Consider the following 25,557-nt stretch of genomic DNA (forward strand, 5'->3'; position numbering starts at 1 on the left):
GAAGATCTATCCTTTAGGATAGAAATTTCACTATATTAGCGAAGATATAACAAACGCCAGAATTCCGCAATTCATTAACTTATTTGGAAATGCTATTTAGGTCAATCTTGTAGGAAAGTTAGTCTTACCCGACTTAAATGCAATCTGAAGATTCAGAACTCTTTCTTAAAAACTTCAAAGTAGTTATTCAACTCACTCGTACCAGGAAGTCTTCCTTCGGCTCCCGGTTGTTTTTTGCCTGGAGAACCTGGTTGGTTCAGGTTTTGATCCTTTTCCTCTCTCCCGAACGCGGCTGCAGGAGTGTATAATTGGCTTCCGAATAGAAGCTCGAAGTTTGCAACGTTAGACTCCGATTCATCTAATCTAATCTCTACTAAGAAATGATTTTCTCCGAATCTAGCTTCCCATTCATACACGAAAGAAGGTTCTACAAATCCCGTAAATAGAGGAGATAATTTTCTATCTTCGCTATCCGATTGGAAGATATGAACCAATACGGCTTGGTCAGGATTTTCGTGAGCGAGACCTATTCCTAACTTGCGAACGATCTTTCTATCCTTTCCTTCGGGGAATTGTAGTTTGAATGATACGGTATTCCCTTTGAATACGGAACCTGTAAAATGTGATTTTCGGTCTACGATATATCCTCTGTCTTTTAAAGAAATCTTAACTTCCTCCACCAATTTTTTGAATGGGGGGGGGCCTCCTGCTATGGTCTCTTTAGGATTAGCTGGGGGATTTGAAGGAGCGGTTTGGGCGTACGGGCTCGATTGGATAATTAAGAATAAAAACAAAATTAAGGGAAAGAATCCAAGTCGGGGAAGTTCTAATAATAAAGATCGCATGATTACTAACAGACTAACTTGGATCGCACATTCTCGCCAGATTTTTTCGAAAATAATTCGGAAAATAGAGGAGAATCCCTTGGGAAAAGTCCAAAAACAACGATAAGTGAATTATGCGTCCCTGTTATAAGAAAAAACTCGGAGGAATCATGAAAACGAATCTGGGTATTCTTACCTTTGCCTTAGTCTCAGTTCCCCTTTTAACCAATTGCGTTTCGCAATCCAAATACGACGCATTACAAGCGATGTACGACGAAAAAGCAAGGGAGCTTTCCAATTTAGAAAGAGATAAATCTTCTCTTCAAAGATCCGTTGAAGATATGAAACGTATCCAGGAAGAAACGGAAAGAAGGATCGCCGATTACAGAAGCCTATTAGAAAGTTTTAAAGGAATGATCGATTCCGGAAAACTAAAGATCCGGATCGTAGACGGAAGAATGGTAGTAATTCTTTCTTCCGATATATTATTCCCTCCAGGATCTGCGAGTTTATCCTCAAAAGGAACGGATGCGATTAAAGAAGTTACAGGGATCTTATCTTCCCTTCACGGAAGAAGATTCCAAGTAGAAGGTCATACGGACGATGTACCCACCGGTATCAAAGGATATTCCAATTGGGAACTTGCGTCCGCAAGAGCTTTGACCGTATTGCATACAATGGTGAAGTCCGGAATGCCGGAAGATCGGATCAGCGCTGCTTCTATGGGATCTTCTCGTCCTTCTGTACCGAATACAAGTGTGGAGAATAGAACCGCAAATCGAAGGATAGAAATTGTAATCGTCCCGGATTTATCGAATCTACCTGGAATCGAAGAATTACGTAAATTGAGCGAATAGACCCGGCCTAGGATTCGCTTGGCGAATTACTGCACCCTATAAACTATGGTCCTATCCCCTCTTTTTAAGATTCCTTCGGTGTTAGGTAGGTTGTATGATCAGCGTTTCGGGTTTATCTCTGAATTTCGGAAAGAAAATTCTTTTTGAAAACGTTACAGTTAAGTTTAAGGAAAACTGTAGATACGGTCTGATCGGAGCCAACGGTTCCGGTAAATCCACTTTTATGAAAATCCTTGCCGGAATGGAACAAGCTGCCGCGGGTTCCGTTGCCATCGATGTAGGAGTCAAAGTAGGTTACTTAAAACAAGACCATTACGAATACGAAAATGAAACCGTATTGAATACTGTGATGATGGGGAATAAGGAACTCTGGGCAATCGCCAAAGAGAGGGATGAAATTTATTCCAAACCCGAAATGTCCGACGAAGACGGGATCCGAGTTTCCGAACTAGAGGAAGCTTTCGGAGAAATGGGCGGATACGAGGCGGAAAGTGTTGCAGGAGAATTGTTGGAAGGTTTAGGAATTCCTACAAACATCCACAGCCAGACACTTTCCTTTTTAACAGGTGGATTCAAACTTAGAGTATTACTCGCCCAAGTTCTATTCCAAAAACCGGATGTTCTACTTTTAGACGAGCCTACCAACCACTTGGATATCAAGACAATTCACTGGTTGGAATCATTCTTATTAAATTACAAGGGAGTCGTTATTGTGATCTCCCACGACCGTCACTTCATCAACTCGGTTGCTTCTCATATCTGCGACTTAGATTATCAAACGATGACAGTTTATCCTGGAAACTATGACGAGTATATGGAAGCTTCTCAGGCTGCCAGAGAAAGAGCTCAATCCGATAATAAAAGGTCAAAAGAAAAAATCGCAGAACTACAAGAGTTCGTAAGTAGATTTAGCGCCAATGCGGCAAAATCCAAACAGGCTACTTCTCGCCAAAAGATGATCGAGAAGATCAAAGATAATATGACGGAGATCAGACCTTCTTCCAGGTTATTTCCTTATATAGTTTTCAAAATGAAACGGGTTTTGGGTAAGGACGTCATCCTTGCCGATAATATCACCAAAGCTTACGAAGATAGAGTTATCTTTAAAGATTTTACGATCAATATCACTAAAGGCGAGAAGATCGCGATCATCGGAACAAACGGTGTCGGAAAGACCACTCTTTTAAAAACTCTGATGAAACAGATCGAACCTGATTCCGGAAAGGTTGTTTTCGGAGATTCCGTAGAAGCTTCTATCTTCCCTCAGGATCATAGAGAAGGGATTGGAGAAGACGCAGACTCTATTATAGAATGGTTATATAGATACGCTCCTCCAGGCACCGAGATGGAAGAGATCCGAGCAATTTTAGGCAGAATGTTATTCAGCGGGGACATGGCTAAAAAACCGACCCAGGTACTTTCCGGAGGAGAAAAATCCAGGATCATTTTAGGAAAGATGATCTTGGCCCAGGACAATCTTCTGGCTTTGGACGAACCTACCAACCACTTGGATTTGGAGTCCATCGAGTCCTTGAACTATGCTTTGACCAAGTTCGAAGGAACTATCTTATTCGTTTCTCACGATAGGGAATTTATAAGTTCGATCGCGACCCGAGTTCTGGAAGTTACAACGGAGGGTATCCGAGACTTCAAAGGTACTTACGAAGAGTTCTTAGAAAGAGAAGGTCAAGAATTCTATAAACGTTTGGCAGGCGGGCCTGTTCTTACGGAAGCTCAATAAGACAGATACATTCGCTCGAAGCATATTCAGTTTTATGAATATGTTTTCAGGTATTTTACTAACTCATCCAATGCTTTCTTGCGATGAGAAACCGAGTTCTTTTTCTCATCCGAGACTTGGGAAAAATGTGCTGAGAAGGGCGGGTAATAGAAAATAGGATCGTATCCGAATCCATTTCCGCTTGTATCGTAAGAATCGGAGATCAGTCCGGGACATTCTCCTTCGAATGTAAATTCTCCTTCCGAAGTGACTAACGCGATCACGCATACGTATTTTGCGTTCCGATTTTTTTCTCCTTTCATTTTTTCCAGAAGAAGTCTAGCTCTTCCCTCGTCGTCTAAACCATCTCCACCGAAACGAGCGGAATAAACTCCGGGTTCTCCGCCTAGAGCTTCCACACAAATTCCGGAATCGTCCGCTAAAGAAGGAAGTTTGGAAAGAGAGAATAATTCCCTGGCTTTGAGAATTGCATTCTCCGTAAAAGTTTTACCGGTTTCTTCCGGACCGAAATCGATCCCTAACTCCTTCGGGGTGGATAAAGTGAACCCTAAAGGAGAAAGGATGGCCCGGATTTCGCGAACTTTATGGGAATTGTTGGAAGCTAAAGAAAGGGATTTCAATTTCCCAATTTGAACTCGTCAAAAGCGTCTTCGATAGTCGGAAGAACTTTAAAAACTTTGTCCAACATTGTGATCTCAAACAGTTGAAGAAGATCGTCGTCGTTCACTACGATGATGATATCCCCTTCCGCAGAGTTGAACTTTTTTTTGTAGGAGACTAGGATCCCCAGAGCAGTCGAGCAAATATGACTCACCTCTGTAAGATCGATTATGATCTTAGGAGAAGGTTCGAAATTATGATCGCTCAGATTGCGGTCCAGTTCCTCGCTGTCGGATTGCAGAATGGATCCGGAAATTTTGATGATGTGGATGTCGCCTTGAACCGTTATTTCCATGTGGGTAACGAACCTTGTGTGCATATTCGATTTTTTAATAGCAAGCAAAAAACAAGCTTTCGTGAACTTCTTTCCCCCTTCTTCTCGAATAATTTTAGAAAAAGAAGGGGAGGAGCCTATTTTAACGAATTTCCCGGGAAAAAACTTCGTTTATGTCCCTATTCTCCGGGTCGTTCAAAGACCCTAATTCTCATTTCAGATCAGGGACCTTTTGCAATTGTTCGCTGAAAACTTGCGAGGTCATCTTAACTTTGTATTTTGCAATCAGCTTGTCCTTTAGGATCGCAAACGGTTTTTCAGTGATCAAATGGTAAAAATAAGCGAAAAAGAAAACTGCTAACCCGACCGGAATTGTATAGAGCAGGAATTCGTGTTGTTCCAATTTTTTATCCGCAAAAAGTAACTTTCTAGAAATAGGCGCCATCACCACGATATGGATGATATATGCGCAATAGGATAATTTTGCAAATGGGGAGAATCCTTTCCAAGAAAGGAATTTTCCGATCGGATCCCCTTTTCTCATAGAAAGAATAAAGATCCCGATCCACAACAGAGCAAAACTTGGGAAACGAACGACCTGATGAAATCCCATTTCGAATTCATTCGCTAGAGCGGTGTAAGCCAATAAACCGATCCAAAGTCCTGCATGCAGGTAATTGGCCCAGGGACCCAATTGGAGAGCTTTTTCCACCCATCCTTTATGAAAATTGAATATATATGCGAATATGATCCCATAAAGGACGGAATCTATATGTCCGTGGAACGGATAATAGATATTTGCATTGTATAGATCCACACTTTCTGAGCCGGAGGTTTTTAGGATCACTGTATACATGAAGATCGCGCGATAGATCAAAGGAAGTGCGGTAAGAAAGATCAAAGATCCTAATCTAAAAGGTTTCGGAATATATCTGAAAATAACCAATAGAAAGATCGGAAATGCTATATAAAACTGTTCCTCCAGAGATAGGGACCAACCATGGAACATGGTCCCTTTGAAGTAATTGGATATATAAAGAAAATCGAACCAAATTTTACTTTTTGCCGCTTCTATTTGAGGGATAAGTTCAGGGGGAGCGCTTTTGAGCATTGCAGGAATGAATACGAAATACTGCAATATTAAGAAAATATAGAACGGAGGAAAAATCCTTAGGGATCTTTTTATATAAAAGAATTTCCAGTTGATAGTTCCTTTGGATTCTAATTCCGCAAATAAAGGGCTTGCGATCAGGAATCCACTTAACGGAAAGAATAAGTCCAGACATACGGATCCGTTGTTTAAGAAATTTCTTAAATAGGGATCTATATCCGGTATAAAGATCTGAACTGTCCGGTACATATGCCCGTAGATCAGCATAAAAAAGCCGATGGTCCTTGCTCCGTTAAAAGGTGCGATCTCCCTTTCATCGGGTCTAAAAATTCCAAGGAAATATTCTTTCATTCAATGATCCTTAATATTGTGGATTTATAGTGAAAGGAGTTCTTGTTTAGAAGTTGAAACTCTTCACTTTCTTTTTCCGGGGTTTCTAATATGATCGTAATTGCAGGTTCCGAGTCGGGACATCTGAACGATCTTGGAACTAAAAAATGCCATTCTTCATTCAGGCATACGTTGTATCCTTCTCTGGTTAATCTCAGGAGGATACCCAAGGCTAAATCTCCCTGTCCGAAATCTTTAGGATCCGATTTCCAAAGGATCCTGTATTTGTTTTCTTTTTGCGGAGAGAGTGCTGTTAAAAATTTTTCAGGTCTATTATCGTACTCGAATTCCGTATTTTTACCGTAGATAGCGATACAAAGGAATACTATGGAAATAGAGTAAATTCGAAAGTTTCTAGTACTCGGAAAATCTAATTTAGATAGAATAACCTTTAGATTTAAATAGTAAAGAAGTCCTGCCAGAACATATGTGAACCAATAAATATGGGAAATCTGGCCGCCTTTCATCTTGAAAGCGCCGAATAACGTAATAAAGAATGACCAGATCAGGATTTTGAGTAATGACCTATCAAATTCTTGTAATTTATCCTTCCGGAAAATAGGAATTCCGAACAGTATACCTACCACTAAAAGGGCCGGGATCTGTTTCGGGATACTGAGTGGGGATACATAGTAGGACAGAACGTATTGTAGCGTAGGGCCCAATTTGTGAAAGGTAGAATTCTTAAGAGCTAATCCGAAAATTTTACTTAAATTGCCGGGAGAATTTGTGAATTGTTCAACTAATGGCGGGATCCAACAGATAATCGTAAATGTTATCGCCAACAGGACGTTTAAACCGAACTCCCTCGTTTTGTATCGGGAAAGTCCTTTATTTTTATAAAAATAAAAACTTCCTACGGCGAACATCGGTACAATAAAAGAAATACCGACAATTTGGTTTTGTACGATGATATTCGAGCAAACTATAACCCAAAAAAAATTTCGGATAGAACCTTGGGAAAAATCCGTTAAAGAAAGGATCAATACCAATGTGGGTAAAAGTACCACTCCCGGTCCCCAGATATTGGAAAATGCATTCGGTAAGAGTGGGATTAATCCTATTACCAGGGATGCAAATAGAAGAGCAGTTGATCTGTTCTCTTCCGATTTTGTATCAGAGCCGGTTTGAAAAGATCCAGGCTCTTGAAGACCAGGGATTGGCATTGTTCTACGGCTAAAGGTTAGGGAAGAACTATAAAAAATTTTTAAACCGATCAGAAGGAAAATGAGATTATAAAAAACGATCCCGATAGAGTGGGCTCCGTGAGGTGACCTCACAAAGAAAAATATTTTTTCCGCAAGAGCAAGATAATAAAAGACGATTGGTCCCGGGTGATTCACTAAAAAACGGGAGTAAGCTCCTAATGTTTCTTCAAACTTTCCAGCCTTCCAGATCTGAAGAGCGTTGGCAGCATAATCTCCTGTCTCTTGGTATGGTTGGCTAAAGAACCCGGGGTTTGCCAGTAGATATCCTAAGCAGAATAAGATCGGGAAAATTACATATAGCGGAAGTTTTCTGTCTGAAGATGTTTGCATGAATCGGGGAAAGTAGGTTGGCCGATATTTCAAGTAAGCTTCCGTTTTTCGGTTCCTGGGTCAAGAAGATTCCTTTTTAGAACGTGCTTTATGCGAAGAGAGAAGTATTAGAAAAACCCTTGAACGAGTTTAAACTGGAATTCCTACAAATCTCAGAAGTCTCATAAAATTTTGGAAATAAATTACGCTTGATCCGAGTCAGATCGTTACTCTAAGCTTCCGGGACCGCTTTTCAACACCAATCAATGGATCCGTTATTTTTTAACTTTTACTCTTTCGGTTCGATCTTAATAGTTCTGTACTTCCTCTATGCCGGCTTCTTTTTTCTTACGATCAAAGAGAGAAGTATGGCCGCCTTTCATTTGGGGGTTTGCGGTTTAACAACCGTTTTCCATAATGTAGGATATTTTTGGGGTTTTATCTCCTTTGACGAAAGTACGATTTTCCATCGGGTCATTGCAATTGCAGGACCACTGATGAGTTTTACACAATTGGTAGGTTTTTTTATATATTTCCCTGAACCAAGGAAGAAAGGGATCTTACCAGGTTTGATCTTTTATTGGCTTCTATATTTGGGAGTGTTAGTCGTCACAGGATACTATATATTTATATGTTGGGATGCTCCTAGATCTTTTGTGCCAGGAAGTCATTATTGGGATTATGAAGCACACGTATTTTACAGTTATTTTATATATATTATCTTATTCTACGAAGCATGTTATCTTGTTATCGGGATATGGAAAGCGATCATTGAGAAAGGTAAAGAGAGAAGGTCGGTAATTTACATTCTTCTTAGTTATGCCGTGATTACTGTAGTTCCGGGAATATTGAACGCGCTTAGTCGTAACGGATCAGTTGCGCGTGCTACTTACCAGCAGTCCTTTAATCTGGGCATGGTTACGGGTATGTTCCTGATCATGATCGTTTATGTGAATGCTACTAAAGAAAGAACTACGATCTTAAACCGTATTATCGGGGTTTCTTTAGCTACATTCTTCGTATGTTATCAGTTGGTAGGTTATTCCATCTTGAATGGATACGAAAGATCCTACGATGAGATGAAAAAAAGAGACAGCTCCATTGCCGTTATGGAAGAAAAAAATCCGCAAGGTCTCGCTTATATAGTCTCTTATGATCCTGAAAAAGGTGAGTTCCGATCGGAGCGAGGGAACAAAGATCCCAGATTTAAGAAAGAAGATGAGTTGGAAGTCCGATTCTTTAGAGAAAAACAAAGGATCTCTAATTTAGGAAGTTTGCCTGCAAAAGAACGTTTGGAAAAAACGGAGAAGATTTTGGAATCTTCTCCAAACGATTTTAAGGCGTATGCTATCGGAGTTCTTGCTTTCTTGAAATCCAAAAATAATGAGACTGTAAAAGACTCCGATATGGAGGATTATTTTCGAGGTATATACGGAAAACTGAATATTATCAGAAATAAATACTCCCGACTTCCCGACCGTAAAAAACAAAAATCTATCGAAGGATTGCTCTTTTCGCCGGACATAGGCCTCTCGGAGACATTGGCCTACGTAAAACAATCGGCAGTCCAAGCGGTCAATTCGAATAAATCGGCCGAACAAGTTTCGAAGATCGTATTAAATTCATTGGCCCCAATACATTTTGCAGGAGAGAGGATCTACCGTGGCACAAGGATCTACTCTCCTTCCGATCCTAAACCTGTGATGTATTTGTCCTATTATTTTCTTCCGAATCCGAACGGAAAGATATACGAAGTGGGATTCGAATATAAAGATTATAGAATATTCCATCATGATCCGAGTTTTATCTTGGTCGCCTCTATGGTCCTGACTTTTTTTGTGATCGTCATCGGATTCCGGTTCTTTTTCCAGAATGCGATCGTGGTTCCCATGGACGAAGTAGTTGTCGGACTAACGGAAGTAAATTCGGGAAATTTAGACTATAGACTGACCCCTCGTGTGGAGGATGAGATCGGATTTATCGCTAGATCTTTCAATAAGATGGCAAGAAGTATCCAAGCCGCTAAAAAAAGACTCCAGGAATACGCGGATGAATTGGAAGAAAAAGTAAAAGATAGGACCAAGGAATTGGAAAAAACCCTAGAAGAAGTGAGGGAACTAAAACAACAACAGGACGGGGACTATTTCCTCACATCACTTCTGATCAAACCTTTAGGAGCAAACAAGGCAGTTTCGGAAAACGTAAAAGTGGACTTTCTGATAGAACAAAAGAAGAAGTTCAGCTTCCGAAGATTTAACGATGAGATAGGTGGGGATATGAATATCTCCAACCAGATCACGCTGAGAGGACAACGTTACATAGTGTTCTTAAATGCGGACGCCATGGGAAAATCCATGCAAGGAGCGGGGGGAGCCTTGGTTCTAGGAGCCGTATGCGAGTCCATAATAGAGAGAACTCGGATAGTAGGATCAATGAAGGAACAGTCTCCGGAAAGATGGCTGAAAAATGCCTTTATAGAATTGCATAAAGTATTCGAAAGTTTCGAAGGTTCTATGCTCGTATCGTCAGTGATAGGACTGATAGATGAAAATTCCGGAACGTTATATTATATTAATGCGGAACATCCTTGGACAGTGTTGTACAGGGACGGAAAAGCGGATTTTATAGAGCGAGACCTCATGTTCAGAAAGTTGGGAACTACCGGAATGGATGGAAAAATTTCGGTGAAAACGTTCCAGCTATTACCTGGCGATATAATTATAGCAGGTTCGGACGGAAGGGACGATATCCTTATCGGGAACGACGAGGAAGGTGCAAGGATCATCAATGACGATGAAAAACTTTTCCTAAGACTTATCGAAGAAGGAAAAGGAGAACTTTCCATTATATACGAATCCATAAAAAAAGTAGGTTCTTTAACTGACGACTTGTCCTTGGTTCGTATCTCCTTTAAAGAAGAAGGTGGAATTGAAAGGATACAAGAGAAGGAAAAGATAAGGCAACTTCTCAAAAAAGCGAAAGAAAAATCCCAAAACAAGAATATCGAAGAAGCATTATCTTTATTGGAAGAAGCAGACTCGATAGACGATCGTCTACCAGAGGTCAAAAAAGGACTCCTTAAGTATCATATTCGATTAAAGAACTATTCCAAAGCTTCTCAATTTGCGGAAGAATATCTTAACATCCGTCCCGTGGATAAAGAAATATTATTCATCGCCTCGTACGTAGCTAGAAGAGCTAGACAATTCCAAAAAGCCCAGGATTTCGGCGAGAGATTACTCTTAAGAGAGCCGGAACATATTAGAAATTTGATTAATCTAAGTCGGATATCAATCGCTTTACGAAACTATGAAAGAGCAAAGGAACATTTAAGAGAGGCCCACAGATTGGAGCCGGAGAACTCCCAGGTCCAAAAGATAAAGCAAGCCTTAGATAAAATCTAAAACTTTCGATCTAATGTGACTTAATTAAGAGGTTAAATATCGAAAATGATTTCAGGAAATTAATTTTGTCCAAACTATGTAAATATCTTGCAAAATCAGGTCAAAAAAAATAAAATACGCGGATCAAACATGAGATAGAATTAGAAGATTAAGAACTTTTAATTTATCTTTTTCCTTATATCATGCTCTCTTATAATTCTAAACTGAGATTCGGGATTGTCGGGATAGGATTTTTAGGCCTAATCATCGGTGTTTCTTCCTGGATTAGCAGCAGGAATCTTACACAATCGAAAGACTGGGAATCTCATACTTTCGGAGTACTTTCAAGATTGGAGGGTTTGGTTTCTTCGGTAAAGGAAACTAAGATCCGTTTTTTGCTCTTTTTGACTTCGGAAAAAAAAGAGGACCTTGAATATTATAAAACTGAAAAAAAGAATCTGTTCCTTAAACTCCGGGAACTAAAATATATTACTAGAGATAATCCCACCCAACAAACCGGCCTCCTTGAGTTGGAAAAATTACTTATCAGGCGGGATGAACTGATCCAAAAATTCGGATATTCCCCTTTCCAAAACAAAGAAGCGAAAGCGGAAAACGCCGCTCTGGAAAATGAGATAGGTCGTTCTATCGACAGACTAAAAGAAAAAGAGATCTCACTTTTAGCGGAAAGAGTTTCCGATTCCAAAACTAATGAAAAGATCACAGATTGGATATTGTTTCTTTCGATTTCGTTTAATATTCTTATCTTAATAGCAGTTTATAGATTCTTAAAAAAGGAATCCGATCTAAAGATCAAAGCGGAAAAGATCCTATCTGAAAAAAATACACTTTTAGAAAATTCACTTTCCGAAAAGGAAAAGTTCTATAAGGAAATATTAATGATCAAATCCGCTTTAGATTGTGCGTCTAGCAATATTATGATTGCGGATAACGATCTGAATGTGGTATATACGAACCGTTCCGTTGTAAATATGTTCCAAACAGCAAAGGAGAATATTCGGAACCAATATCCTAGTTTTTCTCCGGAAGCGCTTTTAGGATCCTGTATAGATATTTTCCATTCTCAACCTGAAAAACAAAGGCAAATCCTTTCTACATTTACTGACACTCACAAAAGTTCCATTTCTATCGGTGGAAGACAATTTATTCTAAGCGCAGATCCCGTAATCGATTCTTCCGGTAACAGATTGGGAAGTGTCGTGGAATGGCTGGATGTGACTGAAAGGAACGAGAGGGAATTCCGAATAATCCAATTAAATCGGGATCTCGAGGAAAACATTCGAAAATTAGAATATGCGAATCGAGAATTAGAAGCTTTTAGCTACTCCGTTTCTCACGATCTGCGGGCTCCGATCCGCGGAATAGACGGATTTACCAAGATCATGCTGGAAGATTATTCCGCTGTTTTGGAGCCCGAAGCTCTCAGACTTTTGAACGTGATAGCCACCAATTCCAAATTTATGGGGCAATTGATAGACGACCTTCTTGCATTTTATCGTGTTTCAAAACTGGAACCAAAATCGGATTCCATAAACATGAAACATATGGTTTCGGATTCGATCGAGATCATAAATCAGGAATACGGATCCAAGAGTCCTAAGGTGCAAATTTCGGAACTTCCTCCGGTCAAAGGGGATGCTTCCATGTTAAAACAGGTTTGGTTGAATCTTATCTCGAACGCATTTAAGTATTCTTCCAAGTCGCAAAATCCTTTTGTCGAAATCGGTTTTTTAGACGAAGAAGGGAATCGAACGTTTTTCGTAAAGGATAACGGAGTTGGTTTCGACGATCAATATTCTCATAAACTTTTCAAGGTATTCCAAAGATTACATTCCAATGAGGAATTTAACGGAACCGGTATCGGACTTGCAATCGTGGATCGGATCGTACAGAGACATGGCGGAAAAGTTTGGGCGAAAGGAAAAATGGGACAAGGCGCCACATTTTATTTTACAATACCGAACAAGGAATAGAGAAGAATGAACCAATCGGGAAACTATGATATACTTTATGCTGAGGATAATCCGAACGACGCGGAACTTACTTTGAGAGGTTTCAGAAAAAATAATTTAGTAAATCAAGTTTTCCATGTGAAAGACGGAGAGGAGGCTCTGGAATTTTTGTTTTGTAGAGGAAGATACAAGGATAGAGAATCCGGCGGAAAACCTTTGTTCGTTTTGTTGGATCTGAAAATGCCGAAAGTAGACGGACTCGAGGTACTAAGAGAGATAAAGTCCGATGAAAAATTGAGAACGGTTCCCGTAGTAATGTTAACTTCTTCCGCGGAAGAAAAAGATATAGTAGAAAGTTATAAATTAGGTGTGAATAGTTATATTATCAAACCGGTAGAATTTGAAAAATTAATCGTTACGGTATCTGAAATAGGACAATATTGGTGTATATTAAATAGATCGGTGCATTGACATGAAGACGCTAAAGTTCCTTTTTTTAGAAGATTCTTCTACCGATCTAGAGCTTATCCAAAGGGAGCTAAAAAGGGGAGGGGTGGATTATATTCCTGTACATGTCCAGGACAGGGACGAATACCTAAAAGCAATTATAGACGAAAAGCCTGATTTTATCTTTTCAGACTACTCACTTCCGAACTTCGACGGATTATCGGCATTATCCATTGCAAAAGAGCAGTGTCCCTCTACTCCTTTTATATTCGTTTCCGGAACATACGGGGAAGATGCAGCCATTCAAACTTTGACAAGAGGAGCGACGGATTACGTTCTCAAGGACAGGTTGGTGAAACTTGTTCCCGCTTTAAGAAGAGCGATCCGAGAAATAGAAGAACATAAGGCATTAAGAAGAGCAGAGCAAGAGAAGTTCGAAATAGAAGAACAACTTAGACAAAGCCAGAAAGTGGAAGCGATGGGGTTTTTGGCCGGAGCTATGGCCCATGAGATCAATAATCCTATCATGGCGATCATCGATTATGCCCAATTGATCTCCAAAGGAGAGATGGATATAGATAAGGCGCAAAAGATCGCTTCTAAGATCAAACAAGAAGGAGAGAGAATTTCCGTAATGGTAAAAGATCTATTAAGATTTGCCAGACAGGAAAAAGGCGCTTTCGAACCTGTAAGCGTGTTCGCCTTAATATCCAAGACACGTTCTATCTCAGAACAGCGATTAAAAATGAGCCGAATTCAGTTGGATCTGGACGTACAGCCGGATCTTCCATCGGTTCTGTGTAAAGAAGGTCAGATACTTCAGGTGCTCTTAAATCTGATCAATAATGGAACGGATGCATTGAATCAACGTTATCCGGAATATGATGAGAGCAAAAGGATGATCATCTCCGCAAAACCCGAAGAGATCGGAGGTAAGCCCTGGGTGCGGATCACTGTCGAAGATTTCGGTTCCGGAATTCCTCAGGAGATCGGTAAGTCCATCTTCAATACATTCTTTACTACCAAGGGAGCGGAGAAGGGAACCGGTCTAGGACTTTCTGTCAGCTTAGGGATCGTTAAAGAGCACGGAGGGTTTCTTTCTTTCGAAAGTGCACCAATGGAATATACTCGATTTTTCTTGGATTTACCCGCGGTCTAACAGCGATTTTTGGACCTTCTTCTTAATTTTTTTGTCAAATAATTATCTAAGAACGGTTATACTAGAAGATGGAATCGATTGAATATACAAACTTAGTCTCGGAAAGACCTTTTGCCAATCTATACTTAAAAATCGGCAAGGTAATCGGTTTTGAATTGGTTCTCGATAGCGGGGAAAAAGCTTATAGATTGATCTTGGATTTCGGCGAAGAAGCGGGTATCCGTAAATCCAGCGAACCTATACTTGCTCTCGGAGAGGAAAAAGATTTCTTGGGTAAACAGACATTATGTGTGATGGACTATCCTTCCGCTCATATAGCAAGAATGAGAGCCCAGGCTCTATTTTTAGGTTTTATGGAAGACGAGGAGGAGTTCAGCGAGTCCGATGCGATCAGCTTCGTCCAACTGGCCTGTTAGTCTAATCCGAATAATTAAGAAGCCTTTCCGGCTTCATAATAGCTGATTTTAATTATCTTTCTCCCTTGACGGCACGCAATTTTTACGTATAGTAAAGCGGCGCCGTCCATTTAAGAATCCTAAATATGCCATACAAACCCACAGAACCCAGCATGAAGCTGGGAAAATTCGCAGTTTCATTCGCAAGAGACACATCACTCGGGGTTCTGTCCGGAGTAAAATCCGCACTAACCGGTTCATTTGAATGGTGTGCGAAAAGTTTATCCCAAATTTCGGAAACACCGACTGTAAACGGTACTCGTCTGGGAGAATTTCTGAAAAATACAGGCAAGTCCTTGGGAGAAGCGGGAAGTAAAACGGAAGAAGGTCTCTCGAAAGCATTCGAGTCGACCGCACAAGCAATGCATACCGCACTGGAAGCTTTGAGCGAAACGGAGTCTTTGATCCAAAGAAAGGTATTCGAGAATATTTCCGTTTCCAGCGTAGTAGGAGAATCATTCGCGGGAATGATTACCACTTCCGAGATCCAAGCATCTTTTCGTTTGGATGGAAAAGACGTAAGCCCTGAAGAAGTATTGGCCGATTGGAAAAAGTCCGGATCTAAAAAACCGATCCTTTGTGTTCCGGGTTTATTTTGTGACGAAGGACTTTGGATCAAGAATGGGGAGCCAACTTTCTCCGAGATCCTAATTCGGGAAAACTATTATCCTTTTTATCTTCGGTTCAATCCGGGGGCTCATATCTCTGACAACGGATCTAAACTTTTGGAATTAATGAGAAAGGTTCTGGAAGATCCGGATATAAAAAGTAAAAAATTCGACGTGATCTGTTATAGCCAAGGAGGTCTCGTCTTTAGAAGCGCTTTGTATTCCTCGGGAAAAGAGGGTAATCCACTTGCCTCTAATATTCAAAAAGTATTATTTATCAGCTCTCCTGACGGAGGTTCTTATATCGAAAAGGTGGGATTCTGGCTGGGGCTTGGTGCGGAAGCTTTGCCTGTGTTCCCTGTGCAGTTAGTAGGATATATAGGAAACCAGAGAAGTGAAGCAATGAAGGACCTTTCTCATGGTATTATCCGAGAAGAAGATTGGAAAGAAGGTACACATCTCGGCAGGTACGGGAAAGAAAAATATTTCGGAGAATTGGATGAGATAGATGCCTACCAGATCTATAGTTTTGTTTCGGAAGAAGAAGGGGACTGGTCTTCTTGGATTGGAGACGGTATCGTGGAAAAACCAAGCCTTTCATTTTTGAGCGATTCCGTATTTCGAACAAAATCCAATCCGGAAACTAGAGTTAAGATCTTGAAAGGATTATCTCATTATCAGATCATACCATCTTCCGAATTGAGGGAATATTTTCTGAAGATTTTCATAGGAAAGTAAGGGTTTTATTTAACCCAACCCTTCTTTTTATATTCTTCGTATCCTAATTTCAAAGCGTCTTTTATTTGAGAAAGAAGGACTGGGTCCTTTTTCTTTATATAAAAACAACTTTTGCCTTTTAAACATTTCAATAACTCCGGTTTGAAAAATTTTTTCAATTCCGGCTGAGAGTATACAGGCATAAAATAAAATCCAACATATCCCTTTTGAACGAGTAGGCCAGCGAAATAGACTTCGGGCTTTTTTTTGCCGTCTACCTCGATCTCCATCTCGCTCACCAATCCATATTGGCCTCCCGTATCTCCTCTTTCTTTGAGGCTTCCCTTTTTATACGGTTTTATTAACTTCTTGATCTCTTCAAAAATCGGGACTAGTTCCGGTTGTCCTGGGGATTTATCTTCGTATTTTATCCCTTGTTTAGGGGAGGAACTTGCCTTCTTGGCCTTCTTCTTCGCTGGCATGTTTCGCATTTTGCGGACTTCCTTCCGACCAAACAAGATTTTTTCGGGGAATATTCGTTTTATAAAAAGGATCTTCACAATTTTATACTCCGCGTATAAAAATTGTGAAGATCGATTAATATTATATAAACATAATGTATGAGCGGTTGCTCACTTAACTCTGTTTGTTTGTGGTCCCACTAATTCATTCGAAAATTATAAATAACGATCGTTTTTCATAAAAATAAACAGATGTAAGCCGCTTATAAGAAGAAGCTTGTTACAAGTTAAGCCTTCGAAATAATATGTTTCCACAGAAGTAAAAAAGGTGAATGGAAATATGAAGAGAAAATTGATCATGCTTACCGTTTTGCTGATAAGCTTGTCTTCGACTAGTTTGTTTGCAAGTAGAGGAGCAGTAACTGAAAGTCCGATCGATATATTCGAAAAGTCTGCGGAAGCAAAATCACTCGCTGTGCAAAGACAAGTGCAAGTGGCTGCAAACCTACCTGTGCATAAAGCTTTGTTTTACGGCACACACAATTCCTATAATAGCAAAGCGTATGCGGGACCTTTCTTTTCTTACGCTTTCCCGAACCAACAGGTCTCTATCACCGACCAGTTGAGATTGGGAGCTAGGTTTATAGAATTGGATATTCATTATTATTTGAGTACGAATTTCAAAAATGATTTCTTGCTCTGCCACGCTAAATCGGACGATTTAGGATGTAACGTATTCGATCGCCCCGCCAGTAAAGGATTGGAAGAGATCCGCAACTGGATCTCTTCCCCTCAAAACAGGAACGAAGTTCTTATTCTGTACTTCGAGGATTATCTGGACGGAAGGGCCGACCAATTTTTAGGAATTGTAAGGAACTACTTGGATCCTTATCTTTACAGATATAGCAGCGGTTCGTGCGGAGATATTCCAAACGCATCCAACATGCCTAAACTCAAGGATATGGTTTCATCCAATAGAAGGATCCTGATGATGAGTAATGGATGTTACGGAGGGGCTTGGAACCAATACTCGAAGAGGATCTTCTTCGGAAGCAACACGATCAGCCCTAAAAATTTTCAAGGATATCCTAGCTGCAACTGGTCCCGAAGTGTATATGATAACACCATGACCCGTGTTTTCAACGATAGCACCAATTATTTCGGTATCTACGACGGCGTGAAAGAAAGTGGAGTATTCACAAACGATAATATTGCTCAAATGTTGGCTTGCGGGATCAGCGTATTCGGAATAGACCAATTCAATCCTGATTTTGCAAAACGAGGGCTTTGGTCTTGGGATAATGCGGAGCCTAACGATTACGGTGGAGCGGAAGATTGCCTCCAGATCGTAGGAAGCGGACGATGGAACGATAACAGATGTTCTAATAGCTATCGTTACGCTTGTAAAGACGGAAGCGGAAACTGGGCGATCACTGACTCTTCCGGAAATTGGGCAAACGGAAAGAGCGCATGTTCTTCTAGAGGCTGGAACTTCTCCGCTCCTGTAACTCCTTACGAGAATAAAAAACTACAAGAGGCAAAAATCGCGAAAGGAGTTTCGGAAGTTTGGGCAAATCTTACCGACCAGTATTCTGAAGGATATTGGGAAGCCGGAAAATAATCTAACTTACTTTCCGCTCCAACGCGAAAAACGGGATCTCCGAGAATTCGGGGTCCCGTTTTTTTATTTTTCCCCCAAATCCGTCAAAATTTTATCGTCGACTTAAACATTATAAAAACGGATAATTTACGCAAAATAAAAGTTTTAAGTCGGCCCATTCGGAGGTCCCGGCGGGCTCATTAAGGAAAAATGTCAGATTTATGATCCAACCTTTCTTTAAAATTTTATTTGCGGAAGATAACGAGACTTCTGCCGAGTTACTCATTCATTTTTTAGAAAGGTTCAACTTCGAAGTGGACCATGTCGTGGACGGAATGGCTGCGGAACTTAAATTAAGAAAAACGAAATATGATTTGGTCCTTTTGGATAATATGATGCCCGTACTTTCCGGTGTTCGTCTCGTAAGCAAGATCCCTGATCTGAATAAAAATACTCCGATCATCTTTCTGACTGCGAGTAATGAAAAAGAAGATGTGGTAGCTGCGGCTCATAGCAAACAACTTGTGGGATATATTCTCAAACCTTTCGATCCGGAAAAACTTTTGCAAAAGATCGTCTCAGTTCTCAAGATCCCCGAGAAAATGATCGTGGACAAAAAAAAATACCCATTCTCCATTGAAAGGACTCAAAATGTTTCTTATGGGATCGGAGTAAAATTGCTCGGTTGTCCTTTCCAAAAAAATGCCGAGAAAATCGCTCAAGAGATCGCTTTCATCCTGAAAGAACTCCCGGGAGTCCGAAAATTTTTTATCGAAGTAGGCGAAGAATTCTATTACCACAAAAAGTCTCAGGAAATACTGAGTTCTCTCATTACCCGCCTGGCCTCCAAATACGAGATCAAGGAAGAAGATATTCTCATACTTTCTTCTTAATTTTTTTGGAACCGGCTTTTTAGCTCCCGGTCCCAGTTGTATAAAGAGGAGAAATGAATGTTTCGCAAAATTTCGAAAATAACCGCGATTTTGTTGGTGTTGGGGACGACCGCCCTACTAACTCAGGGTTGCCATCATAAATGGATGTCTCATGAAAAAAGGGCCAATTATATCGTCAAAAAACTTAAATCCGAACTGGATTTAACGGATACACAAGCTGCGGCCTTGGATAAAATTAAAGAGGACGTGCTTGCAAAACGGAAAGAGCTTAAATTGGGCGGACACTTCTTCCCTAAGGAAGCAGTAGAAGAACTTCGTGCAGACAAATTGAATCCTGAAAAATGGAACAAACTGGGCGAAGAAAGAGAGAAAAAGATAGCAGCTCTTAGAGTATTTTTTACCAAAAAGGCAGTGGAATTCCACGCGGTATTAACCCCCGAACAAAGAGGGAAACTGGCGGATCTAATCCTTAAGTTCCAAAGTAAATTCGATAAGGAAGACGAGGATTAATTTCCAAAGTTCTTCGGAGGTAAAATGGGAGAGGCAGAATTTTCCCGCTTCGTAGAGGAAACCAGGGAGATCGTCTTAGCGGCGATCTCCCGTTACTTGTATGAACGATTTGCATACGCGATAGACGATGTCGCACAGGAAACATATCTTCGCGCCTATAAGGCATTACAAAAAGGTCAATTCAGAGGAGACTCTAAGTTGACAACTTGGTTGTACACTATCGCTCGGAACGAGTCCATTCGGATGAATGAAAATCTGATAAGAGAAGAGACCAAGGCGGAGAAGGCCGGAAAAAGATCGGAAGAAGATTCCAGAAGTTTCGTTTTTGAAAGAGAACAACGTGAGGATAGAGAAAATCTTCCTACATGGGAAAAAGCAAAACTTTGGATCGGCAATCTACCGGAAGCGTATAGAAGTGTGATCCAATATTATCTTTCCGGATATTCCGAAAAAGAGATCGCCGAAGCTCTAGGAGTTCCTGCCGGAACCGTAAAATCCAGGGCGGCTAGAGGGAAGGAAATGTTGCGAAGAATGCAGAACTCCGAAAAAAGAGAAGGAGGAGAAGTATGGGGAAAATATTAAAAGATTGTCTACCAATGAAGGAAGAGATCGAAAAAAGAAAATCGGATCCGAACTGGTCCAAAAATTTAGCTTCATGTGTGATCGACAGATACATAAAGGAAGAAAGTTCTAAAAAGCTGGTTCGATTCCCGATTAGAAATGTATTGGCGGCAGCGGCTGCTCTCCTCTTAGGCATTTCTATCGGATGGTATACTTTTTCCGGACAATTCAACTCGGAAGATGAATACTATCTTGGTGTCTCTTCTATTTTGGAAGGTGAATCTTACCTCTCCACTCTGGAAGAATAAAAAGGTCGGGCCCGAGTATTTGGGCCCGTCATTCTTTCCTAATAGGAGTGCGAACACTGCGGAATAAAAATTCCGATAGATACTTCGGTAATTTCGAAAAAATTGCAAACTTAATGAACATTCTACTACACGTAGCTCCTATATTCCCCCAGGAGGAAAATGTTTATGAAAAATCTATCACTCACAGTTCTGGACGGTTTTTTAACCGTTGATCCGGAATTAAAGAGGACCCAAGCAGGAAAGTCGGTCACAAATTTTACTGTGGCGGTTAATCATAACTACAAAAGAACGGAAGGAGAAGAATCCGAAGTCTCGTACGTGGATGTGGAGGTCTGGGAAAGACTCGCCGAAAATTGTTCCGAGTATCTTAAAAAAGGAAAAAAGGTAACGGTAATCGGGCATTTAAAACAGGATCGATGGAAAAATCAGGAAGGCCAATCCCGTTCCAAGGTCAAAGTAATAGCGGACGAGGTCCGATTCGACAGTTTCGGAGATAGAAAAGAAAAAGAAGCGGCGTAATACCCTCCTGGGCGAGGCCTTGGGAGGATTTCCAAGGTCTCACCTTTCTTGACGGTTCTGGTCGGTCCTTGGTTTATGTAGGAAAAGGATGCTTACTATCATTTGGGCCGGGGGACAACCCGGAAAAATTTCGGCATTGAGAAGAATGACCCAAGAAGAATGGGACCTTCTCCGCCGCGACCTTCCGACTAACGTGAAAACTTATATAGACTGCGACGAAGATACGATACTAATTTTTCATCCTAATTTTTCGGAAAAGGAATTGATGGAGATCGAGAATTTCGACGACCTCAAATTCTCGGATGGTTTGATTCCGGTGATCACCAAGGATGAGAAGGGTCTTGTTTTGATGCAGGCATTCTCCACTTTAGAAAGTTTAGAACTCAGCCAAAAAGAATCCATGGGAATCTATTTTAGCAGATCCAGAAACCGGCTTTGGAGAAAGGGCGATACTTCCGGACATATCCAAAAACTGAGAAGGATCCTCGCACCTAAAGACGGAAGTTTTGTCGTGTACGAAGTAAAACAGGAAGGTGCAGCCTGTCACGAAGGATACTATTCCTGTTTTTTCAGAGAGCAGGATAGAAGCGGGAACAAAAACTTAGCTCCGGAGATCCCTTTTTTGGGGAAGTAGAGGTTCCGTAAATAGGAATATTCGCCGATAGAAATACGAGGCAGATGCGGTTATGATTTTTAAAAATACATTCGTGAGAAGATCCGTTGTTTTATTAGGAATACTTGTCCTTTCAGGGATTGTCGCCTTCTTTGTTGTGGATGAGATCAAAGGGGGAGCGGTTGGCGCAGGCCAGGTAAAGGTGGACATCATCGTTGAACCTGGAGACTCTCCGGTAGAAGTTACGGAAAATCTTTCCAAGAACGGACTTTTAAAGTCTTCCAAATATTTCCTTTTTCTAATTAAAGCGACGAGGTCCGCAGGCAAGATCAAAGCAGGTCTGTATGAGATCAACGACGGGATGGATGCGCGTAAGATCCTCCAAGTGATCACGGAAGGAAAAGTAAAACTCGTAACTTTCACGATCCCGGAAGGTTATAATAACCGCCAGATCGGGGACTTATTAGTTAAGAAAAATTTAATTAAAACCAGAGCGGACTTTTTGAATGCAGCTTCCAGAACGGAACTATTGAGAGAATTCAAAATTCCCGCAAATAATGCGGAAGGTTATCTGTTCCCGGAAACGTACAGCGTGCCGGTGAATTTTCCGGTGGATAAGATCGTCAGAATGATGATCAAAAGATTTTACGTACGATTGGAAAAGATCCCAGGCGCTAAAGAATTGGATCCTAAAAAATTACATGAGATCGTGGTCCTGGCTTCAGTTGTAGAAAGAGAAGCCAAAAAAAATGAAGAAAGACCTTTAATGGCGGGTGTTTTCTTAAATCGTCTCAAACAGGATATTCCTTTGGAGTCTTGTGCGACGATCCAGTACCTTTTTGATAAACCTCATCCTCGCATTTTCGAAAAGGATCTGAAGATTATTTCTCCTTATAATACGTATATGAACAAAGGATATCCGCCCGGTCCTATTTCTAATCCGGGACAACCGTCTTTGGAAGCGGCGCTTATGCCTACCAAGACCGAGTATCTCTTCTTCTTATTAAAACCGGACGGGTTCCATTACTTCTCTAAAAGTTTTAAAGAACATGCCGAAGCTAAGAAAAAGTACATCGATGTTCTTTACGAATAGAGGAGTGCAATCATGAGTTCCCCTGTAGAAGAAATCGTTTCGGTCGCAGAACAATTAAAAGAGGTCCAAAGATCTTTGGATCTTTTTAAGGAAAAACAACAAAAGAGGGAATCTGCCAGTGACGCGGCCATCGAGTTCGTGGAAAAAGCGAGTTTGGTTTTGGGTAGGGCGGAACGAAAAGAGATACTTCTGACAGAGGACCAAAAGAGAAGGATCCGGAACAATCTATTGAAGATCAGATCTTCTCTAGTCCGCAATATGGAAGGTTGATATAGGAACTCCTACAGGCTTCATTGGACAGAAGAAGCGACCTTCCACCGGACATTCTGTCTCATTTCTTCCCGAGACTTGGGTTCAAAAACTTAAATGACAGGCCGAAACGGCCCCAGGTTATAGTATTTTGAGTAATATTCCCAAATAATTGGTAGGAACAAATGATGGCAACGAAAGCTCCGACGGACTCTTCGGCGGCAAAACAGGCTTTAAGCAAGTCTTCAGCTATAATCGAACAAGTAACCAAGGCCTTAGCGGCTAAATGTAGCTCCAATGGAAAAGTTTCCGTTTCCAAGATGGACCAAAACCAATTCGTACAATACCAAATCGCTTGGTTGACTTCCGAGCAAAAGATCGCGGAAAACTTTATCGAGTACGCTTGGAACGATTCTCTCGGGACCGGCGAGCTGGAAAAATTAATGGCGCAAGTTTTCGCTGCGGAAGTTGTTTCCCATATCCGCACCGAGTTCAGTTCCAGAGCTTCCGAATACGGAATTTCCACCCAAGAACTGGTTTCCAAATTATTCGACGACTCCACTAACAAGTTCTTAGAAGAATCCAGTGCGATCGAAAATTATAATCATATTGCCGACCTGATCGCTTCTACCGGAAGTTTCGGAGCGTACGGTCTGAGCGAAGACCATGAAATGTTCCGCCAAACTTTCAAACAGTTCGCAGAAGAAGTAGTGGCTCCTAAAGCGGAACACGTTCACCGTCACGACGATATCGTTCCGGAAGAGATCATCCAAGGTTTAAGAGACATGGGATGTTTCGGTCTTTGTATTCCTGAAACTTACGGTGGATTACAACCGAACGACAAGCCGGACAATATCTCCATGCTAGTCGTAACCGAAGAACTTTCCAGAGGATCTTTGGGGATCGCAGGATCTCTCATCACTCGTCCTGAAATCCTTTCTAAAGCGTTATTAAAAGGTGGAACAGACGCTCAAAAAGAGAAGTGGCTTCCACTAATCGCTTCCGGAGAGAAGATGGGCGGTATCATGGTGACCGAACCTAACTACGGTTCGGACGTTGCCGGAGTTTCCGTAACCGCTAAAAAAGTGGACGGAGGTTGGTCGATCAATGGCGTTAAGACCTGGTGTACTTTTGCGGGATATGCGAACCTTCTTCTTATCCTTGTAAGAACAGAGACGGATCCTGAGTTGAAACATAAAGGTCTTTCTATCGTTCTTGCGGAGAAGCCAAGTTTCACCGGTCACGAATTCGATTATAAACAAGATGGCGGCGGAAGAATTTCCGGTAAAGCAATTGGAACCATCGGTTACCGCGGTATGCACTCTTTCGAAGTCTCTTTCGAGGACTATTTTGTTCCGGAAGAGAACCTGATCGGAGGAGAAGCAGGCAGAGGAAAAGGATTCTATTTCCAAATGGAAGGTTTTGCCGGAGGAAGGATCCAGACCGCGGCTCGTGCAAACGGTGTGATGCAAGCTGCCTTAGAAGCAGGTCTTCGTTACGCACAAGAAAGACAAGTATTCCAAAAACCTATCTTCGATTATAACCTGACTAAATATAAGATCGCTCGTATGGCGATGATCGTTCAAGCGTCTCGCCAGTTCACGAACACTGTAGCAAAACTTTTGGACAACCACGAAGGTCAAATGGAAGCGACTCTCATCAAGTTCTATGCTTCTAAAGTTGCTGAATGGGTGACAAGAGAAGCAATGCAGATCCACGGAGGAATGGGATACGCGGAAGAATATGCAGTTTCTCGTTATTTCGTGGATGCCCGTGTATTCTCCATCTTTGAAGGTGCGGAAGAAGTAATGGCTCTTAGGGTAATTGCAAAATCCCTAATGGACCAATATTCGGCTTAAATTCCTTCTTAAAACGTGAAATAAAAAAAGGAAGTCGAAAGACTTCCTTTTTTTTTCGAGCGGACCTTTTGAGCGATCCGTCGGAGCGAAATCAAACAAACTGTACTCGAGTAACTTAACTGGCGAGTTGTTCTACGAAGGCGAGAATATCCGAATTATCTCTTTCCAAAAATTCAAGAGTCCTTTCTACCAGATGATCCAAATAATAGTTGGGGTTGTGGTAATCTCTTAAGAAAGCTTTTACTTGTTCTATCTTTTCCTCTGGAATCCTGTCTTCCAGGACGATTTGTGCCAATGCGTAGATCCCGAATGCGGATTTGAACGGATCGTTAAGAGAAGAGATGGAAATAATCTCATCTATATCAATTTCTTTGAATGTAGGGATCAGATCTCCGATCAGCTCCAAGGCACCGGTCGGAATAGTCCTGTCCAAGGACTTTACGTAATTGATAAATAATCGATAAGACTGAGAGTCTCCGATCCGAGAAAGCATATGAAAGATCCCGGAAAGTAGTCTTTTATGAAATCCCCAGGACAATCTGCCTGAATCCGCCTCTCTGATCGCTTGGTATAAAAAACTCCAAACCAGTTTGTCTCCGGATCTCGCCCTTTCAGATAATTGATCCAACCAAAGATCGAAGTTGGGATTTTCGGATTCCTTTTTGAGAAAATCCATGAGTTCCGAGGGAGTTTGTACAGAGGGGAGAGTAAGGGCAATTTTCGACATAAGTAGAAGATACTCTCTTTTAAGATCGGTTTCCAGTCTTTTTATTCG

25 protein-coding genes are annotated in these 25,557 nt (G+C 41.1%); 18 read left to right on the forward strand and 7 right to left on the reverse strand.

Going from position 1 to position 25,557, the window contains the following annotated elements; translation table 11 throughout:
- Positions 1 to 152 precede the first annotated feature (152 nt).
- Positions 153 to 845: a hypothetical protein gene (locus tag LEP1GSC192_RS09805; protein WP_020769876.1), complete on the reverse strand. Its 693-nt coding sequence runs from the start codon at positions 843 to 845 to the stop codon at positions 153 to 155.
- A gap of 149 nt (positions 846 to 994) precedes the next feature.
- Here LEP1GSC192_RS09805 and LEP1GSC192_RS09810 point away from each other — a divergent pair, with 149 nt between their 5' ends.
- Together LEP1GSC192_RS09810 and LEP1GSC192_RS09815 are read left to right on the forward strand one after the other, a co-directional pair.
- Positions 995 to 1,681: a flagellar motor protein MotB gene (locus LEP1GSC192_RS09810; RefSeq protein ID WP_036089669.1), complete on the forward strand. Its 687-nt coding sequence runs from the start codon at positions 995 to 997 to the stop codon at positions 1,679 to 1,681.
- 94 nt (positions 1,682 to 1,775) lie between these two features.
- Entirely contained in the window at positions 1,776 to 3,422 is a 1,647-nt protein-coding gene (locus LEP1GSC192_RS09815) for an ATP-binding cassette domain-containing protein (RefSeq protein ID WP_020769674.1), read from the forward strand.
- Positions 3,423 to 3,454: 32 nt separating this feature from the next.
- On the opposite strand, the gene rdgB is transcribed toward LEP1GSC192_RS09815, so the two are convergent.
- The 4 genes from rdgB to LEP1GSC192_RS09840 form a co-directional block, all read right to left on the reverse strand.
- Positions 3,455 to 4,042 (reverse strand): RdgB/HAM1 family non-canonical purine NTP pyrophosphatase, encoded by a 588-nt coding sequence (gene rdgB, locus LEP1GSC192_RS09820; RefSeq protein ID WP_020769857.1) that lies wholly within the window; start codon positions 4,040 to 4,042, stop codon positions 3,455 to 3,457.
- On the reverse strand, positions 4,039 to 4,377 hold the full coding sequence (locus LEP1GSC192_RS09825; RefSeq protein WP_010514772.1) for an STAS domain-containing protein: 339 nt from the start codon (positions 4,375 to 4,377) through the stop codon (positions 4,039 to 4,041). The genes rdgB and LEP1GSC192_RS09825 overlap by 4 nt, the downstream gene beginning before the upstream one ends.
- 190 nt (positions 4,378 to 4,567) lie before the next feature.
- A complete protein-coding gene (locus tag LEP1GSC192_RS09835) occupies positions 4,568 to 5,818 on the reverse strand; it encodes an acyltransferase (RefSeq protein WP_020769579.1) in 1,251 nt (416 codons plus the stop codon).
- On the reverse strand, positions 5,815 to 7,428 hold the full coding sequence (locus LEP1GSC192_RS09840) for a hypothetical protein (RefSeq protein ID WP_232420997.1): 1,614 nt from the start codon (positions 7,426 to 7,428) through the stop codon (positions 5,815 to 5,817). The genes LEP1GSC192_RS09835 and LEP1GSC192_RS09840 overlap by 4 nt, the downstream gene beginning before the upstream one ends.
- 212 nt (positions 7,429 to 7,640) lie before the next feature.
- On the opposite strand from LEP1GSC192_RS09840, the gene LEP1GSC192_RS09845 reads away from it, so the two are divergent.
- From LEP1GSC192_RS09845 to LEP1GSC192_RS09870, 6 genes are all read left to right on the forward strand, one after another.
- On the forward strand, positions 7,641 to 10,778 hold the full coding sequence (locus LEP1GSC192_RS09845) for a SpoIIE family protein phosphatase (protein WP_020769628.1): 3,138 nt from the start codon (positions 7,641 to 7,643) through the stop codon (positions 10,776 to 10,778).
- Between the two features lie 182 nt (positions 10,779 to 10,960).
- Positions 10,961 to 12,751, forward strand: coding sequence for an ATP-binding protein (locus tag LEP1GSC192_RS09850; RefSeq protein ID WP_020769557.1), 1,791 nt, complete (start codon positions 10,961 to 10,963; stop codon positions 12,749 to 12,751).
- 6 nt (positions 12,752 to 12,757) lie between these two features.
- Entirely contained in the window at positions 12,758 to 13,201 is a 444-nt protein-coding gene (locus LEP1GSC192_RS09855) for a response regulator (RefSeq protein ID WP_020769672.1), read from the forward strand.
- 1 nt (position 13,202) lies between these two features.
- Positions 13,203 to 14,336, forward strand: coding sequence for a hybrid sensor histidine kinase/response regulator (locus LEP1GSC192_RS09860; protein WP_020769474.1), 1,134 nt, complete (start codon positions 13,203 to 13,205; stop codon positions 14,334 to 14,336).
- Between the two features lie 68 nt (positions 14,337 to 14,404).
- A complete protein-coding gene (locus LEP1GSC192_RS09865) occupies positions 14,405 to 14,752 on the forward strand; it encodes a hypothetical protein (RefSeq protein ID WP_020769561.1) in 348 nt (115 codons plus the stop codon).
- 152 nt (positions 14,753 to 14,904) lie between these two features.
- Complete coding sequence (locus LEP1GSC192_RS09870; protein WP_020769598.1) at positions 14,905 to 16,137, forward strand: triacylglycerol lipase; 1,233 nt, start codon at positions 14,905 to 14,907, stop codon at positions 16,135 to 16,137.
- 5 nt (positions 16,138 to 16,142) lie between these two features.
- On the opposite strand, the gene LEP1GSC192_RS09875 is transcribed toward LEP1GSC192_RS09870, so the two are convergent.
- Entirely contained in the window at positions 16,143 to 16,607 is a 465-nt protein-coding gene (locus tag LEP1GSC192_RS09875) for a DUF1801 domain-containing protein (protein ID WP_232420998.1), read from the reverse strand.
- A gap of 310 nt (positions 16,608 to 16,917) precedes the next feature.
- Between LEP1GSC192_RS09875 and LEP1GSC192_RS09880 the strand changes: the two genes are divergently transcribed.
- From LEP1GSC192_RS09880 to LEP1GSC192_RS09925, 10 genes are all read left to right on the forward strand, one after another.
- A complete protein-coding gene (locus tag LEP1GSC192_RS09880) occupies positions 16,918 to 18,198 on the forward strand; it encodes a lectin-like protein (RefSeq protein ID WP_198289306.1) in 1,281 nt (426 codons plus the stop codon).
- A gap of 200 nt (positions 18,199 to 18,398) precedes the next feature.
- Positions 18,399 to 19,070 carry a response regulator gene (locus tag LEP1GSC192_RS09885; RefSeq protein ID WP_020769781.1) on the forward strand — a complete coding sequence of 224 codons (672 nt, stop codon included), beginning with the start codon at positions 18,399 to 18,401 and terminating at the stop codon, positions 19,068 to 19,070.
- 57 nt (positions 19,071 to 19,127) lie between these two features.
- Positions 19,128 to 19,580 carry a Spy/CpxP family protein refolding chaperone gene (locus LEP1GSC192_RS09890; protein WP_020769895.1) on the forward strand — a complete coding sequence of 151 codons (453 nt, stop codon included), beginning with the start codon at positions 19,128 to 19,130 and terminating at the stop codon, positions 19,578 to 19,580.
- A gap of 24 nt (positions 19,581 to 19,604) precedes the next feature.
- Positions 19,605 to 20,162: an RNA polymerase sigma factor gene (locus LEP1GSC192_RS09895; RefSeq protein WP_020769749.1), complete on the forward strand. Its 558-nt coding sequence runs from the start codon at positions 19,605 to 19,607 to the stop codon at positions 20,160 to 20,162.
- The gene (locus LEP1GSC192_RS09900) at positions 20,147 to 20,449 is read left to right on the forward strand and encodes a hypothetical protein (protein ID WP_020769525.1); all 303 of its coding nucleotides are present in this window, start codon (positions 20,147 to 20,149) and stop codon (positions 20,447 to 20,449) included. The genes LEP1GSC192_RS09895 and LEP1GSC192_RS09900 overlap by 16 nt, the downstream gene beginning before the upstream one ends.
- 165 nt (positions 20,450 to 20,614) lie before the next feature.
- The gene (locus LEP1GSC192_RS09905; protein WP_020769884.1) at positions 20,615 to 20,968 is read left to right on the forward strand and encodes a single-stranded DNA-binding protein; all 354 of its coding nucleotides are present in this window, start codon (positions 20,615 to 20,617) and stop codon (positions 20,966 to 20,968) included.
- 88 nt (positions 20,969 to 21,056) lie between these two features.
- Positions 21,057 to 21,602, forward strand: coding sequence for a phosphoribosyl-AMP cyclohydrolase (locus LEP1GSC192_RS09910; RefSeq protein ID WP_020769827.1), 546 nt, complete (start codon positions 21,057 to 21,059; stop codon positions 21,600 to 21,602).
- Positions 21,603 to 21,654: 52 nt separating this feature from the next.
- Complete coding sequence (gene mltG, locus LEP1GSC192_RS09915) at positions 21,655 to 22,674, forward strand: endolytic transglycosylase MltG (RefSeq protein ID WP_020769732.1); 1,020 nt, start codon at positions 21,655 to 21,657, stop codon at positions 22,672 to 22,674.
- A 12-nt stretch (positions 22,675 to 22,686) separates the two neighbouring features.
- Entirely contained in the window at positions 22,687 to 22,944 is a 258-nt protein-coding gene (locus LEP1GSC192_RS09920; protein ID WP_020769444.1) for a hypothetical protein, read from the forward strand.
- A 167-nt stretch (positions 22,945 to 23,111) separates the two neighbouring features.
- Positions 23,112 to 24,782 carry an acyl-CoA dehydrogenase family protein gene (locus LEP1GSC192_RS09925; protein WP_020769864.1) on the forward strand — a complete coding sequence of 557 codons (1,671 nt, stop codon included), beginning with the start codon at positions 23,112 to 23,114 and terminating at the stop codon, positions 24,780 to 24,782.
- A gap of 115 nt (positions 24,783 to 24,897) precedes the next feature.
- On the opposite strand, the gene LEP1GSC192_RS09930 is transcribed toward LEP1GSC192_RS09925, so the two are convergent.
- Complete coding sequence (locus tag LEP1GSC192_RS09930) at positions 24,898 to 25,509, reverse strand: hypothetical protein (RefSeq protein ID WP_036089535.1); 612 nt, start codon at positions 25,507 to 25,509, stop codon at positions 24,898 to 24,900.
- Positions 25,510 to 25,557: the final 48 nt, after the last annotated feature.

Origin of the sequence: Leptospira sp. B5-022 (genome assembly GCF_000347035.1) — a bacterium.
Taxonomy (GTDB): Bacteria; Spirochaetota; Leptospiria; order Leptospirales; family Leptospiraceae; genus Leptospira_B; species Leptospira_B cinconiae.